The following is a 13,961-nucleotide window of genomic DNA, read 5'->3' as shown; positions in this document are numbered from 1 at the left end:
TCCAGCGACTACGATTGTAAGGTGCAAGAATACGTGTCGGACGCTCTCGTAGGGAACCTGGTGGACAACCGCTACCAGGTTCAATCCAGGCTTGCCCGCGGCGGGATGTCCACCGTGTACCTCGCCACAGACCAGCGCCTCGAGCGCGACGTCGCGCTGAAGGTGCTCCATCCCCATCTGGCCGACGACCCGCAGTTCCTTGACCGGCTGGGCCGCGAAGCCAAGGCCGCCGCCCGGCTTTCCCATCCCCACGTGGTGGGCGTCCTGGACCAGGGTGAAGACGGCCGGCTCGCCTACCTGGTCATGGAGTTCATCAAGGGCCACACGCTGCGGGACGTCCTCAACGACAAGGGCGCCCTGTCTCCCCGGCTGGCCCTGGCGCTGATCGATCCGGTCGTCGAAGGGCTCGGCGCCGCGCACGCCGCCGGAATGATCCACCGGGACATCAAACCGGAAAACGTCCTGATCGCCGACGACGGGCGGATCAAGCTCGGCGACTTCGGCCTGGCACGCGCCATCTCGACGTCCACGAGCACCGGCGCCCTGATCGGGACTGTCGCCTACCTCTCCCCCGAACTCGTCCTGGGTAAACAGGCAGACGCGCGCAGTGACATCTATTCCGTAGGGATCATGCTCTACGAGATGATTACGGGCCGGCAGCCGTTCGACGGCGACGTGCCCATCCAGGTCGCCTACCAGCACGTCAATTCCACCGTGGGAGCTCCCTCGTTGGAGGTTCCCGGACTGGCTGCGGAGATCGACGAACTCGTCCAGTGGTGCACGGACCGGGACCCGGACAAACGCCCCGTCGACGGGAGCGCACTGTTGTCCGAGCTCCGGCACATCAGGACCAACCTCAGCGACGCCGAGCTCGACCTCGTACCGCCGGCGGCTATCCTCAGCCCGCTGCCGGCCGTGGCCGCCCCGCCGAACCGGCGGCCCGGCAGTGCCGGCCCGGCGCCGGACGCGCACGACACTCAGGACACAACCTACGTGAAGCCGCCCACCGAGGCGCCCACGGAATTACACACTGAGGTATACGGCAGCCTTGCCCGGCCCACCGAGATGATCTCCCGCGCCAGCGGCAACCCGACCACCGTGATGTCCGGTGCCCCGCGGCGTCCGTCCTACGGTCCGTTGTCCACTCCGGACGAGGCGGCCTACGACGGCGCCGCCGGCTACGACGACCCGGCGGCAGTTGCGGTTGCCCCCAGCAAGCGCGCCCAGCGCAAGCTGGACCGGGACGAGGAGAAGGCGCGCCAGCGCGCCGCGGCCACGCCCACCAAGACCCTGCACGAGGGGAACCCGCGACGCCGCGGGCTGCTGTGGATCGTCCTGCTCGTCGTCGCGGCGCTGCTCGCCGCCGTCGCCGGCTGGTTCTTCGGGATGGGACCGGGCTCGCCCGGAACGATCCCCCCGGTGGCGAACAAGACCGTTGCCGAGGCCCAGGACCTGCTCCGCACCGCCGGGTTCCAATCCACCGTCAAGGATGTCTTCGACGACGACGTCTCGCCGGGGCTGGTGGTCGGCTCGGAACCAAACGCCGGCGAGGTCATCCGCAAGTTCCAGCCCGTGTCCCTTGCCGTTTCCAAGGGCCCGGAACTGTTCCCGCTGCCGGAACTGACCGGCAAGACCCTGGACGAGGCCAAGACCACCCTCAACGCCGCCGAAATGGCCCTGGGTCCGATTACCGAGACGTTCGATGAATCGGCGCCTGCCGGCACGGTGCTTGCCCAGGCGCCTCGCAGCGGCAATCCGGTGCGGCACGGGACGCCCGTGGGCCTCACCGTCTCGAAGGGCCCGCAGCCCATTCCGGTCCCGGATGTCCGCGGCCAGGAGCAGCGTGCCGCCGTGAGCGCGCTCGAAGCCGCCGGGCTGAAGGCCGTGGTCTCCCCGGAGACAGTCAATGACCGGAAGGTGCCCAAGGGTTCCGTCGTGGCGCAAGACCCGGCCTCCGGCAACCTGACCAAGGGCGGATCGGTCACCCTGACGATCTCGAAGGGTCCGAAGCTCGTCGAGGTACCCAGCTTCATCGGGAAACAGGCCTCGGAAGCCAAGGAGGCCCTCGAAAAGCTCGGCTTCGAGGTCCAGATCGATGAGATCCTGGGAGGATTCTTCGGAACAGTCCGCGCCCAGGATCCCGTGAACACGGCCGTCCCCGAAGGCTCGCTTGTCACCCTGACCGTGGTCTGACCGCACGCGGCTCAAGGCAGACCTGCTCCACATAAAAGCTCCGCCCGGCTGCATCAGCCGGGCGGAGCTTTTTTAGCAGCGTTATTGTCTGCGTTTTTCAGCGAATTCTGTTGTCGATCAGTGCCGCGGGTCAGCGCTTGGCGAGGGCTCCGGCCACAAGGAACGCCATTTCGAGCGACTGCATGTGGTTCAGGCGCGGATCGCAGACCGACTCGTAGCGGTCCAGGAAGGCTTCCTGGTCGATCGGGTCGGCTCCGCCGAGGCATTCGGCGACGTCGTCGCCGGTCATCTCCACGTGCAGGCCGCCGGGGACGGTGCCGAGCGCGTGGTGGACTTCGAAGAATCCGCGCACTTCGTCGATGACGTCGTCGAAATTGCGGGTCTTGTAGCCGTTGGGCGAGGTGACCGTGTTGCCATGCATGGGGTCGGTGACCCACAGGACCTGAGCCCCGGAGGCGGTGACGCGTTCGACGATCGCCGGCAGCTTCTCGCGAATGTTGCTGGCGCCCATGCGGGTGATGAAGGTAAGCCGGCCGGGCTCCCGGTCCGGATCCAGTTTGTCTATCAGGCGCAGGGCGTCGTCGCCGCTCGTTGACGGGCCGAGCTTCACGCCGATCGGGTTACGGACGCGGGAGAGGAAGTCAACGTGTGCATGGTCCAGCTCGCGGGTGCGCTCCCCGATCCACAGGAAGTGCGCCGAGGTGTCGTAGGGCAGCCCCGTGCGCGAATCGATGCGGGTCAGGGCGCGCTCATAGTCCAGCAGCAGCGCCTCGTGGCTGGCGTAGAATTCCACGCGCTTGAGTGCCTCGAAGTCGGCGCCGCAGGAGGACATGAACTTGATGGCGCGGTCGATGTCCCGGGCCAGGGACTCGTAGCGGGCGTGCGCCGGGTTTTCGGTGAAGCCCTTGTTCCACTGGTGCACCAGGCGCAGGTCCGCGAAGCCACCCTGGGTGAAGGCACGGATCAGGTTCAGCGTCGAGGCGGAGGTGTGGTAAGCCTTCAGCATCCGGCCGGCGTCGTGGGCGCGGGAAGCGGGTGTGAAGTCGTAGCCGTTAACGATGTCGCCGCGGTAGGCCGGCAGGGTGACGCCCTCGCGCGTTTCGTCGTTGGAGGAGCGGGGCTTGGCGAACTGGCCAGCCATGCGGCCCATCTTGATGACGGGCATGGCCGCACCGTAGGTGAGGACGACGGCCATCTGGAGGATGGTCCGGACGCGTGCGCTGATCTTGTCCGCCGTCGCCGCTTCGAAGGTCTCGGCGCAGTCGCCGCCTTGGAGCAGGAATGCCTTGCCCTGCGCGGCAGCGGCGAGCCGTTCACGAAGGATGTCCACTTCGCCGGCGAACACGAGGGGCGGGAGGACGGAAAGTTCCTTGACGGACGCCTCAAACACAGCCGGGTCGGACCACGTGGGCTGCTGCGAGGCCGGGAGTTCCCGCCAGTTGTCCAGTCCGGGATAGTTGGCGGCTCCGCTCTGGGCGGTGCTGGTCAGCGGGGAAACTGGTTTCTCAGATAGCTCGGTCACCCTCTAAGGATAGTTGCCCCAACGAGGTTCGGCGGCCCTGCCTGTCATTGACTGCTCCGTTGCCGTCACATGGCACCCGTGGCGCCAGTTAGGCAGTCCCGGGAACCTCGGGGCCGTCTTCCGTGGCCGCCGTCGGCGCACCGGGGTTGTGAGCGTTGTCTGGCGTTTTTTCTGATGTTTTGTCGGCGGCTTTGTCGGCGGGCGCTTCCTGCGCCGCATCGGGGCCCGCGGAGGCCTTGTCCGGCGCTGCTTCCTGCGCTTTGCCCGCCAGGCGGAGCTTCACGACGGCGGCGTACTCGTCCACGTATTCCTGACCGGACAGCCGCATGAGTTCATACATGATCTCGTCAGTCACCGAACGCTGGACCAGCCGGTCATCCTCCATCCCGTAGTAGCGGCTGAAGTCGAGCGGTTCGCCAAAGATCATGCCAATGCGACGGATATTGGGGACGCGCTTGCCGATCGGCTGGACTTTGTCCGTTCCGATCATCGCCACGGGAATGACCGGTACACGGGCCTGCAGCGCCAGGCGGGCAACGCCCACCTTGCCGCGGTAGAGGCGCGCGTCGGGGCTGCGTGTCCCCTCGGGATAGATGCCCAGGAGCGAGCCGTTCCTGAGTACGTCCATGCCAGCGTTCAGGGACTGCGCGGACGCGGCTCCCCCGGACCTGTCCATGGGGAGCTGGTTGGTGAGCCGGAAGAAGGCGGCGGTCAGCCTGCCCTTGATCCCGGTGCCGGTGAAGTATTCGGATTTTGCCAGGAATGCGACGGGCCGCGGCACCATGACCGGCATGAAGATGGAATCCGAGAAGGAGAGGTGGTTCGAGGCCAGGATCGCGGCGCCCTCGGCCGGGACGTTGTCCAGGCCCTTGACCCAGGGCCGGAACAGCAGCTTCAGCACCGGTCCCAGGACAAACGTCTTCATGAACCAATAAAACACTCGGTGACCTCTCCGGAAGGCGTCTGGCCGGCCGCCCAAATCGGGTCCGGCCAGGACTTCAATGGACACCTTACTCTAGTGAGTTTTGCCGCCAAGGGTGACACGATGGGCTCATGACTGAAAGCAGCACTCCCCCGGCGCCCGCCGCTTTCAGCTACCCCGGCCACGGCCCCAACGCCCGGACCGGCGTGGCCATCTGCCACGGCTTCACGGGCAGCCCGCACAGCGTCCTGCCGTGGGCCCACCACCTCGCCGCCCAGGGCTTCGCGGTATCGGTGCCACTGCTGCCCGGGCATGGCACCCACTGGCGGGATCTCGCCCGGCAGCGCTGGCAGGACTGGTACACGAGCTTTGAAACGGCGTACCTGGACCTGGCCGCCCGGACCAACGACTGCTACGTCGCGGGGCTGTCCATGGGCGGCACCATAGCGCTGCGCACCGCGGCCCGCCACAGCGTGGCCGGCGTGGCCGCAGTCAACCCCGGCCTGAGCTTCTATGACCGCAGGGTCAGGATCGTGGGACTGCTCAAATACTTCCAGCGCACCACCATGCCGCTTCAGGAGGAGAATTCCACGGCGGCCGCCACCGACGACGGCGACTACTCGCTGACGCCGTTGGCCGCCGTCCACCAGCTGCGCCGGCTGTTCTCCGCGACCCTGCGGGACCTGCCGGCAGTGCAGGCTCCTGCCCTGGTCTTTAAGTCGGCCACCGACGCCGTGGTCCCGCCGTCGTCCCTGGCGCTGCTGCGCAGGAGGCTCGGATCCCGGGAACTCACCGTGATCCCGCTGCCGCACAGCGGGCACGTTGCCACCCTGGACGCCGATGCGCCGCTACTCTTTGAAGAATCAGTCCGCTTCTTCCTTCAGCACGCCCACGCCACCCACACACGGTCCACCATGCCGCCCACCGCCCCCTCGGAGACCACATGAGCATCCTTCCGGACCACTCGCCGTTCAGCAGCCCGTTCACGGGAACCGGCCCCCGGACCGGCGTCGTGGTGTCCCACGGCTTCACCGGCAGCCCGCACGGTGTGCGGGACTGGGCGTCGTCGCTGGCCGGTGCCGGGTTCGCCGTCCGGCTGCCCCTGCTGCCGGGGCACGGAACGAGCTGGCAGGAGCTGGCCAAGACCCGCTGGCAGGACTGGCATGCGGCCCTGGACGCGGCCTACCTGGAGCTAGCGGAAGAATGCGACATCGTGGTCGTGGCGGGGTTGTCAATGGGCGGTGCCCTGGCGTTGCGGATTGCGGCCACCCGTCCCGTGGCGGGGGTTGTGGTGGTCAACCCCGGCCTGGTCATCGATGATCCCCGTGCCCCGCTGGCCGGCGTCCTGAAGTTCGTCCTCAAGAGCACCCCTGCGATCGCCAATGACATCCTCAAGCCGGACATGGATGAGGGTGCCTACCCGCGCACGCCGGTGGCCGCGGCGCACGAGCTCAACAAGATGTTCAAGGACACCGTGCGCCTGCTGCCCCGCATTACGGCTCCTGTCCGGGTGTACCGTTCAGCAGTGGATCATGTGGTGTCCGAATCCAGCATGGTGGCCCTGCGCCGCGGGTTGACCAACGCCCCGCTCGAGGTGGTCCGGCTGGAAAACAGCTACCACGTCGCTACTATGGACAACGACGCGCCCGAGATCTTCCATGGCACAGCCGAATTTGTCCGGTCCGTTGCCTCCGCAGCCAGTCCGGGCGCGGCCCGCGCCAGCCGGAAGGACACGGCCAATGACTAAACCAGACCCCGACCTCCCGGATCCCGAGACTCCGGACCCGGACCCCGCCGATGCCCGGCACTCCGGCCCGGACGCCACCGCGCACCAGGAGCCCCAGCCCCCTGAGTCCCAGGCCGATGAGTCCCAGGACTCCCCCGCCTCGGACGCGCAGTTGGCCGACGACGACGCCGTCTGGCTGGATCTCGTCGCCAGGCTTGAAGGGGTCGGGGCAGCCGGGGACGAGGCAACCGGCGGGCCGGCCGACGGACCCGACAGCGCTGCCGGCGGCGGCGCCGGCTCCGGCGCTGGCTCCGGCGCTGGTTCCGGCGCTGGTTCCCCTCCGGGTCGGACGTTCCGGGATTTTGACCCGTTGGGCCTCTCCGGCGCCGCACCGATCGAGCTCTCCGCCAAGGAGCGCCTCGCCCCGGCCCCGGGGCAGCCGGCTGCGGGCACCAACGAGATACCGGATACTGCGCCCGGCCCCCGCGACTACGAGCCCGACGACGACGACGGCGCGTTCGTCCCGGAGGAGCCGCCCAGCCTGGCAGGGGCAGATCCGATGACTGTCCTTGCCTGGATTGGCGCGGTGGGCGGCCCGATTGCGCTCGTGCTCTCGGCAATGTTCTGGCGGTCGGCGCCGCTGGTGGCCATCCTTGGCATGGTGGCCGCGTTCGCGGCCGCGGTGGTCTTCCTGATCATGAAGCTGCCCGGCGAGAAAGACGAGCACGACGACGGGGCGCGCATCTAGCCCACCCGCTCATTTAGGCCACCAGCTACTCCGCCTGTATCTCAGGGCTGGCTACATCGCGCTGCTACGTGTGCATCCGGCTGCTGACCCGGGAGAGGTCGGCCGCGCCGATCAGTCCGGCGTTGGGTCCGAGGGCAGCCAGTTCGATCTCCGCCGCCGGGCGGAAACCGCGGCCGGTTAGGTTCCGGGCGAAGGCCTTCCGGGCCGGCGCGACCAGCAGCTCGCCGGCATCGCACAGTCCGCCGCCGATCACGAACTTTCCGGGGTCCAGGGCCGCTGCGAGGTTCGCCAGGCCAAGGCCCAGCCATTCCCCGACGTCCTCGAGGAGTTCGCAGGAGGTCTGGTCCCCGGCCTTGGCCAGCTCGGTCACAATCACGCCCGTGATCCGTCCCACGTCTCCGTCCACAGCCTTGAGCAGTTCCTGGGCAACCGGAGAATTAGCAGCGGCCAGTTCCCTGGCCTCGCGGCCGAGCGCATTGCCTGAGGCGTACTGTTCCCAGCAGCCGCGGTTGCCGCACTCGCAGCGGTGCCCGCCCGGCATGATGATCTGGTGGCCGAACTCCCCCGCCACGCCGAAGCGGCCGCGTTCCAGCCGTCCGTCCATCACCATGGCGCCGCCGATCCCGGTGCCCAGGGTGATGCAGACCAGGCGGTTCTGTCCCTGTCCGGCGCCGAAGCGCCATTCCGCCCAGGCGGCAGCGTCGGCGTCGTTGGTCAACAGGACGGGGCGGCGCAGCAGCCGCTGCAGGTTCTCGCGCAGCGGTTCATTGCGCCAGGCCAGGTGCGGGCTGAAGAGAACGGTACCGCCGTCGAGGTCCATCCAGCCGGCGGCGCCGATGCCGACCGACCAGATCCGGTGCCCGGCGCCCAGTTCCTCGACCAGCTCGACAATGACCTGCTCCACGGCGCGCGGGTCATTGCCCGGAGTGGAGCGTTTAGCCTGGCTGAGGATCCGGCCCTCGGCATCGACCACCCCGGCAGCAACCTTGGTTCCCCCGATGTCGACGCCGATCGCCAGGCCCTTGCGGCCCAGCCGCAGGTGTGAACGGATGTCGTGCCCGGCCGTGGCGGCCGCCGCTCCGGCCACGGTCCTGCTCCGCCAGGCGGCGGTCCGGCCGCGCAGGCCGGGCTGCCGGCCAGGTGTTGGTGTCTGCATGGTGCCCCATTCTATTCGCCGGGACCGGCGCAGCCGCGAACGCCCCCGCAGCACGACGCGCCAGCACGACGCGGAGCATTACGCCGCGCCGGTGTCCGCAGCATCCAGACTGGCGGAAAGTCGGGCCCGCCCGTAAAGTTACTGGCCAGTAGGTGTCGTAGAACACACCTTGGGGGAACCGCATACTAGGCTTAGCGGTACCCCTTGCGGGCCTATGGATACCTAAGGAGCTGTCGTGCGAGAAATCATTGTCCCGCCCCTGGTGAATGTCGATCCGGACACCAACGTCACCGATCTCGTAGTGCGCCAGGCGGCCAAGGCCTCCAACCCTGCGCTTTTCTCGCGGCTCGACGCGGCGGGCCAGTGGCAGGACGTCCGTGCCACGGATTTCCTGGCCGACGTGTCGGCCCTGGCCAAGGGCCTCATGGCCAGCGGTGTGGCGGCCGGCGACCGCGTGGGCATCATGTCCCGAACGCGGTATGAATGGGCCCTGATCGACTTCGCCATCTGGTTCGCCGGCGCCGTTTCGGTCCCGATCTATGAGACCTCCTCCCCCTCCCAGGTGGCGTGGAACCTTGGCGATTCCGGCGCGGTAGCCGCGTTCGGCGAATCCGCGCATCACGAGGACATCATCCGGCAGGCCGCCACCTCCGAAGGGCTCACTGCCCTGCGTCATGTCTGGCAGCTCGAGGGCGACAGCCTGGACGAGGTCCGTGCGGCTGGAGCCGGCATCAGCGACGCCGAGCTCGAAGCGCGGCGCGGCCAGGCGTCCCTGAACGATATCGCCACGATCATCTACACCTCAGGAACCACCGGCCGGCCCAAGGGCTGCGAGCTGACCCACGGCAATTTCGTGGAACTGTCAGAGAACGCCCTGGTCACGTCGCTGGGCAAGATCGTGCACGAGCAGGCCAGGACCATCATGTTCCTGCCCATGGCCCACGTCTTCGCACGCTTCATCTCCGTGCTGGCCGTCGCAGCCGGCGTCACGGTGGCGCACACACCGGATATCAAGAACCTGCTGCCGGATCTGCAGAGCTACAAACCGACCTTCATCCTCGCCGTCCCGCGCGTCTTCGAAAAGGTCTACAACTCCGCCCTGACCAAGGCCGAGGACGGCGGCAAGGGCGCCATCTTCCACCGCGCTGCGGACACCGCCATCGAATTCTCCCGGGCCCGGCAGGCCGGCAAGGTGGGGCTCGTGCTGAGGCTCAAGCACGCCTTGTTCGACAAGCTCGTGTACAGCAAGCTTCGGGCCGCCATGGGCGGGCACGTCGCCCATGCCGTTTCCGGCGGCGGCCCGCTCGGCGAACGGCTGGGCCACTTCTTCCAAGGCATCGGCATGCAGATCCTGGAAGGGTACGGGCTGACCGAAACCACGGCGCCGGTCACGGTCAACACCCCGGACCTGATCAAGATCGGCACCGTTGGCGCCCCGATTCCCGGCAACTCCGTCAGGATCGCGGACGACGGCGAGATCCTCACCAAGGGCGTGTGCGTCATGCGCGGCTACTACAAGCGCGATGACCTGTCCGCCGCGACCTTCGACGAGGACGGCTGGTTCCGCACGGGAGACATCGGCCAGCTGGACGAGGCGGGGTTCCTGACCATCACGGGGCGCAAAAAGGAAATCATCGTCACGGCGGGCGGCAAGAACGTGGTTCCTGCCCTGCTGGAAGACCAGATCCGGGCGGACGCGCTTGTCTCGCAGGTGCTCGTGGTGGGCGACAACCGCCCGTTCATCGGCGCCCTTGTGACCCTGGACGAAGAGGCCCTTCCCGGCTGGCTGGGCCGCCACGGACTCCCGGCCTCGACCTCGCTTGCCGAGGCTGCCGGGCACCCGACGGTCAAGGCCGCCGTCCAGGAGCTCATCAACCACGCCAACCAGTCTGTGTCCCAGGCTGAGGCGATCAAGTCCTTCCGGATCGTGCCGGCCGACTTCACCGAGGCCTCCGGCCATCTGACCCCTTCCATGAAGGTCAAGCGGGCGCAGGTGCTCAAGGACTTCGAGAACGTGATCGAGGAGATGTACAGCGCCAAACGTCCCACCCTCGCGTAGGCAACGGACGCCCGCACCACAGCAAAGGGCCCTTCCAGCTTCGGCTGGAAGGACCCTTTGTCTGTGTTCCGGGTTGTTTCTGCTGCCGCTATTCGACGACGAGCAGCAGATCCCCGCCCTGGACCTGTTCGATCGAGCCGACGGCGAGGCGCGCCACGGTGCCGGCCACCGGCGTCGTGATGGACGCTTCCATCTTCATGGCCTCGATCGTGGCCACCGTGTCGCCGGCCTTGACCGTGTCGCCGGCTTTGACGGTCAGCGTGACGGCACCGGCGAACGGCGAGGCCACCTGGCCCGGCTGGGAGGCATCGGCACGTTCGGCGGCCTTGACGTTGCTCACCACTGAACGGTCACGGACCACCACGGGCCGGGACTGGCCGTTGAGCGTGCACATGACCGTCCGCATGCCCTTTTCGTCCGGCTCGGAGACGGCCTCGAGCGAGGCGATCAGGTGGACGCCCTTCTCGAGTTCGATCTCGTGCTCCGCACCGCGCTGCAGCCCGAAGAGGTAGTCGCGCGTGTCCAGCACCGAAAGGTTGCCGTAGGACTCGACGCTCTTCTCGTAGTCCTTGGTGGGACCGGCGAAGAGCAGCCGGTTGAGGGTGCGCCGACGGGTCTTGGAGTCGCCGTTGAGCGCGGCGCTGTCCTCGGTGCTGAGCTCGACGTCGCGGACCTTGACGTTGCGGCCCTGCAGCGCCTTGGTCCGGAAGGGCTCGGGCCAGCCGCCGGGCGGGTCGCCGAGTTCGCCGGAAAGGAAGCCGATCACGGAATCCGGGACATCGTACTTCTGCGGGTTCTCGTTGAAGTCCGCGGGATCGGCGTTGAGGCCCACCAGGTGCAGGGCGAGGTCGCCCACCACCTTGGACGACGGCGTCACCTTCACCAGGCGGCCGAGGATCCGGTCCGCCGCGGTGTACATGTCCTCGATCGCCTCGAAACGCTCGCCCAGGCCCAGCGCCATCGCCTGCTGGCGCAGGTTGGACAGCTGTCCGCCCGGAATCTCGTGCTGGTAGACCCGGCCGGTGGGGCCCGGCAGCCCGGACTCGAACGGCGCGTAGACCCGGCGGACGGCTTCCCAGTAGGGCTCGAGGGCACAGACGTTCGCGAGGCTGAGGCCGGTGTCGCGCGGCGTGTGGGCCAGCGCGGCGACGAGGGCCGAGGCCGAGGGCTGGCTGGTGGTTCCGGCAAGGGAGGCCGAGGCCACGTCCACGGCGTCCACGCCGGCATCCACGGCCGCGAGGAGCGTGGCCAGCTGGCCGCCTGCGGTGTCGTGGGTGTGCAGGTGGACGGGGAGGTCGAACCGCTCCCGCAGCGCCGAGACGAGGCGTGCCGCGGCAGCCGGACGCAGCAGCCCGGCCATGTCCTTGATCGCGAGGATGTGCGCCCCGGCGTCGACGATCTTCTGCGCCAGCTCCAGGTAGTAGTCCAGGGTGTAGAGCGTTTCCTCCGGATCCAGCATGTCCGCGGTGTAGCAGAGGGCGACCTCGGCGACGGCGGTACCGGTCTCGCGGACGGCCCGGATGGCCGGGGCCATCTGGTTGACGTCGTTGAGGGCGTCGAAGATGCGGAAGATGTCGATGCCCGTGGCGGCGGCCTCGTTGACGAACGCCACCGTGACCTCTTCCGGGTAGGGCGTGTAGCCGACGGTGTTGCGGCCGCGGAGCAGCATCTGCAGGCACAGGTTCGGCATTGCCTTGCGCAGGGCAGCAAGACGGTCCCACGGGTCTTCGCCGAGGAAGCGCAGGGCGACGTCGTAGGTTGCCCCGCCCCAGGCCTCGACCGACAGCAGCTCCGGGAGCAGCTTGGACTCGGCCGGACCGGCCGCCACGAGGTCGCGGGTGCGCACACGGGTGGCCAGCAGGGACTGGTGCGCGTCGCGGAAGGTGGTGTCCGTGACAGCCACGGCGTCCTGCGCGCGCAGGGCCCGCGCAAATCCTTCCGGGCCGAGCTCCAGGAGCCGCTGCCGGGACCCCGGCCGGGCCTCAGTGTCATCGAGGGCCGGAAGCTTGTCCGCCGGGTCCGTGTGGACCCGCAGTTCGCCGTTGGGCTTGTTGACGGTGACGTCGGCAAGCCAGGTCAGCAGCTTGGTGCCGCGGTCTGCGGAGACCCGCGCCTTCAGCAGCTGGGGCCGTTCGTCAATGAACGAAGTGGCCACATCCCCGGCGACAAAGTCGGCGTCGTCGAGGACGGCCTGCAGGAAGGAGATGTTGGTGGACACCCCGCGGATGCGGAATTCGGCGAGGGCGCGGCGGGCGCGGGCGACGGCGGCCGGGTAGTTGCGGCCGCGGCAGGTCAGCTTGACCAGCATCGAGTCGAAGTGCGGGCTGATCTCCGCACCCGAGTAGACGGTGCCGCCGTCGAGCCGGACACCGGCGCCGCCGGCCGAGCGGTAGCCGGTGATCTTGCCGACGTCGGGCCGGAAGCCGTTGGCCGGGTCCTCCGTGGTGATGCGGCACTGCAGGGCGGCGCCCTTGAGCTGGACGCTCTCCTGCGACAGGCCCAGATCCGCGAGGCTCTCACCGGCGGCGATGCGCAGCTGCGCCTGGACGAGGTCGACGTCGGTGACTTCCTCGGTGACGGTGTGCTCGACCTGGATGCGCGGGTTCATTTCAATGAACACGTGCTGGCCGGCGCGCTCCCCTACTGTGTCGACAAGGAATTCGACCGTACCGGCGTTGACGTAGTTCAGCGCCTTCGCGAACTTCACGGCGTCGCGGTACAGCGCCTGCCGGATGCCTTCGTCGAGGTTCGGGGCCGGTGCGATCTCCACCACTTTCTGGTGGCGGCGCTGGATGGAGCAGTCACGCTCGAAGAGGTGCATGATGTTGCCCTGGGCATCGGCCAGGATCTGGACCTCGATGTGCCGCGGGCGCAGGACGGCCTGCTCGAGGAACATGGTGGGGTCCCCGAACGCGGCGTCCGCTTCGCGCATGGCGGCCTGCAGGGCCTCCGGGAGCGCTTCGCGGGTGTCCACGCGGCGCATGCCGCGCCCGCCGCCACCGGCGACGGCCTTGGCGAAGATCGGGAAGCCGATCTCATCCGCGGCGGCGATCAGCTCGTCCATGTCCTTCGACGGCTGGCTGGACTTGAGCACCGGGACGCCGGCCTTGCGGGCGGCCTCCAGGGCGGCAACCTTGTTGCCCGCGAGTTCCAGGACCTCCGCCGGCGGGCCGACGAACGTGATGCCGGCCGCCTTCGCGGCCCGCGCCAGGCGCGGGTTCTCGGAGAGGAAGCCGTAGCCGGGGTAGATGGCGTCCGCCCCGGACTCCTTGGCGACCCGCACCACCTCGTCTACGTCGAGGTACGCCCGGACCGGGTGGCCCTCTTCGCCGATCAGATACGCCTCATCGGCCTTCTGGCGGTGAATAGAGTTGCGGTCCTCGTGGGGAAACACAGCGACAGTCTTGGCACCCAGCTCGTAGCTCGCGCGGAAAGCGCGAATCGCGATCTCGCCGCGGTTGGCCACCAGAATCTTAGAAAACATACTTCTCCTGCATCATCGCGGGCGTATCGGTAAGTGCTCACAGTGTCTAGGACCTGTGCGGGCAAACACAAATCATTGTGGCCACTGTCACAGCATTATCCGTCACGGACGCTGCGATGGGCAGGGCCCCGGCCATAGAGCTTTCCCCGCC

At 68.2% G+C, this 13,961-nt stretch carries 9 protein-coding genes; 5 read left to right on the top strand and 4 right to left on the bottom strand.

Annotation, left to right across the window (positions count from 1 at the left end; translation table 11 throughout):
• Window positions 1-21 precede the first annotated feature (21 nt).
• A complete protein-coding gene (locus MRBLAR12_RS04360) occupies window positions 22-2,193 on the top strand; it encodes a Stk1 family PASTA domain-containing Ser/Thr kinase (protein ID WP_229992562.1) in 2,172 nt (723 codons plus the stop codon).
• 130 nt (window positions 2,194-2,323) lie between these two features.
• On the opposite strand, the gene MRBLAR12_RS04355 is transcribed toward MRBLAR12_RS04360, so the two are convergent.
• Window positions 2,324-3,715 (bottom strand): class II 3-deoxy-7-phosphoheptulonate synthase, encoded by a 1,392-nt coding sequence (locus MRBLAR12_RS04355; RefSeq protein ID WP_229992561.1) that lies wholly within the window; start codon window positions 3,713-3,715, stop codon window positions 2,324-2,326.
• Window positions 3,716-3,803: 88 nt separating this feature from the next.
• Window positions 3,804-4,655, bottom strand: a complete 852-nt coding sequence (locus tag MRBLAR12_RS04350) for a lysophospholipid acyltransferase family protein (protein ID WP_229992560.1) — start codon at window positions 4,653-4,655, stop codon at window positions 3,804-3,806.
• 113 nt (window positions 4,656-4,768) lie between these two features.
• On the opposite strand from MRBLAR12_RS04350, the gene MRBLAR12_RS04345 reads away from it, so the two are divergent.
• The 3 genes from MRBLAR12_RS04345 to MRBLAR12_RS04335 are packed head-to-tail and all read left to right on the top strand — an operon-like array spanning window position 4,769 to window position 7,111.
• The gene (locus MRBLAR12_RS04345) at window positions 4,769-5,584 is read left to right on the top strand and encodes an alpha/beta hydrolase (protein WP_229992559.1); all 816 of its coding nucleotides are present in this window, start codon (window positions 4,769-4,771) and stop codon (window positions 5,582-5,584) included.
• Window positions 5,581-6,384 (top strand): alpha/beta hydrolase, encoded by an 804-nt coding sequence (locus tag MRBLAR12_RS04340; protein WP_229992558.1) that lies wholly within the window; start codon window positions 5,581-5,583, stop codon window positions 6,382-6,384. The genes MRBLAR12_RS04345 and MRBLAR12_RS04340 overlap by 4 nt, the downstream gene beginning before the upstream one ends.
• Window positions 6,377-7,111, top strand: a complete 735-nt coding sequence (locus tag MRBLAR12_RS04335) for a hypothetical protein (RefSeq protein WP_364743851.1) — start codon at window positions 6,377-6,379, stop codon at window positions 7,109-7,111. The genes MRBLAR12_RS04340 and MRBLAR12_RS04335 overlap by 8 nt, the downstream gene beginning before the upstream one ends.
• A 64-nt stretch (window positions 7,112-7,175) precedes the next feature.
• Here MRBLAR12_RS04335 and MRBLAR12_RS04330 read toward each other — a convergent pair whose 3' ends face one another.
• On the bottom strand, window positions 7,176-8,267 hold the full coding sequence (locus MRBLAR12_RS04330; protein WP_229992556.1) for an ROK family glucokinase: 1,092 nt from the start codon (window positions 8,265-8,267) through the stop codon (window positions 7,176-7,178).
• A 235-nt stretch (window positions 8,268-8,502) separates the two neighbouring features.
• Between MRBLAR12_RS04330 and MRBLAR12_RS04325 the strand changes: the two genes are divergently transcribed.
• On the top strand, window positions 8,503-10,326 hold the full coding sequence (locus MRBLAR12_RS04325; RefSeq protein ID WP_364743848.1) for an AMP-dependent synthetase/ligase: 1,824 nt from the start codon (window positions 8,503-8,505) through the stop codon (window positions 10,324-10,326).
• Between the two features lie 88 nt (window positions 10,327-10,414).
• Here the strand turns inward: MRBLAR12_RS04325 and MRBLAR12_RS04320 are convergent, their stop codons facing one another.
• Window positions 10,415-13,810 carry a pyruvate carboxylase gene (locus MRBLAR12_RS04320; protein ID WP_229992554.1) on the bottom strand — a complete coding sequence of 1,132 codons (3,396 nt, stop codon included), beginning with the start codon at window positions 13,808-13,810 and terminating at the stop codon, window positions 10,415-10,417.
• Between the last annotated feature and the right edge of the window lie 151 nt (window positions 13,811-13,961).

This window comes from Arthrobacter sp. LAR12-1-1.1, from assembly GCF_040676555.1.
In the GTDB taxonomy this organism is placed as follows: domain Bacteria; phylum Actinomycetota; class Actinomycetes; order Actinomycetales; family Micrococcaceae; genus Arthrobacter.
This window is presented reverse-complemented; position numbering and strand designations above follow the sequence as displayed.

Coding starts and splice junctions, on each gene's coding strand:
- MRBLAR12_RS04335 (WP_364743851.1), top strand. CDS start 6,377: ATGACTAAACCAGACCCCGACCTCCCGGATCCCGAGACTCCGGACCCG.
- MRBLAR12_RS04345 (WP_229992559.1), top strand. CDS start 4,769: ATGACTGAAAGCAGCACTCCCCCGGCGCCCGCCGCTTTCAGCTACCCC.
- MRBLAR12_RS04330 (WP_229992556.1), bottom strand. CDS start 8,267: ATGCAGACACCAACACCTGGCCGGCAGCCCGGCCTGCGCGGCCGGACC.
- MRBLAR12_RS04320 (WP_229992554.1), bottom strand. CDS start 13,810: ATGTTTTCTAAGATTCTGGTGGCCAACCGCGGCGAGATCGCGATTCGC.
- MRBLAR12_RS04340 (WP_229992558.1), top strand. CDS start 5,581: ATGAGCATCCTTCCGGACCACTCGCCGTTCAGCAGCCCGTTCACGGGA.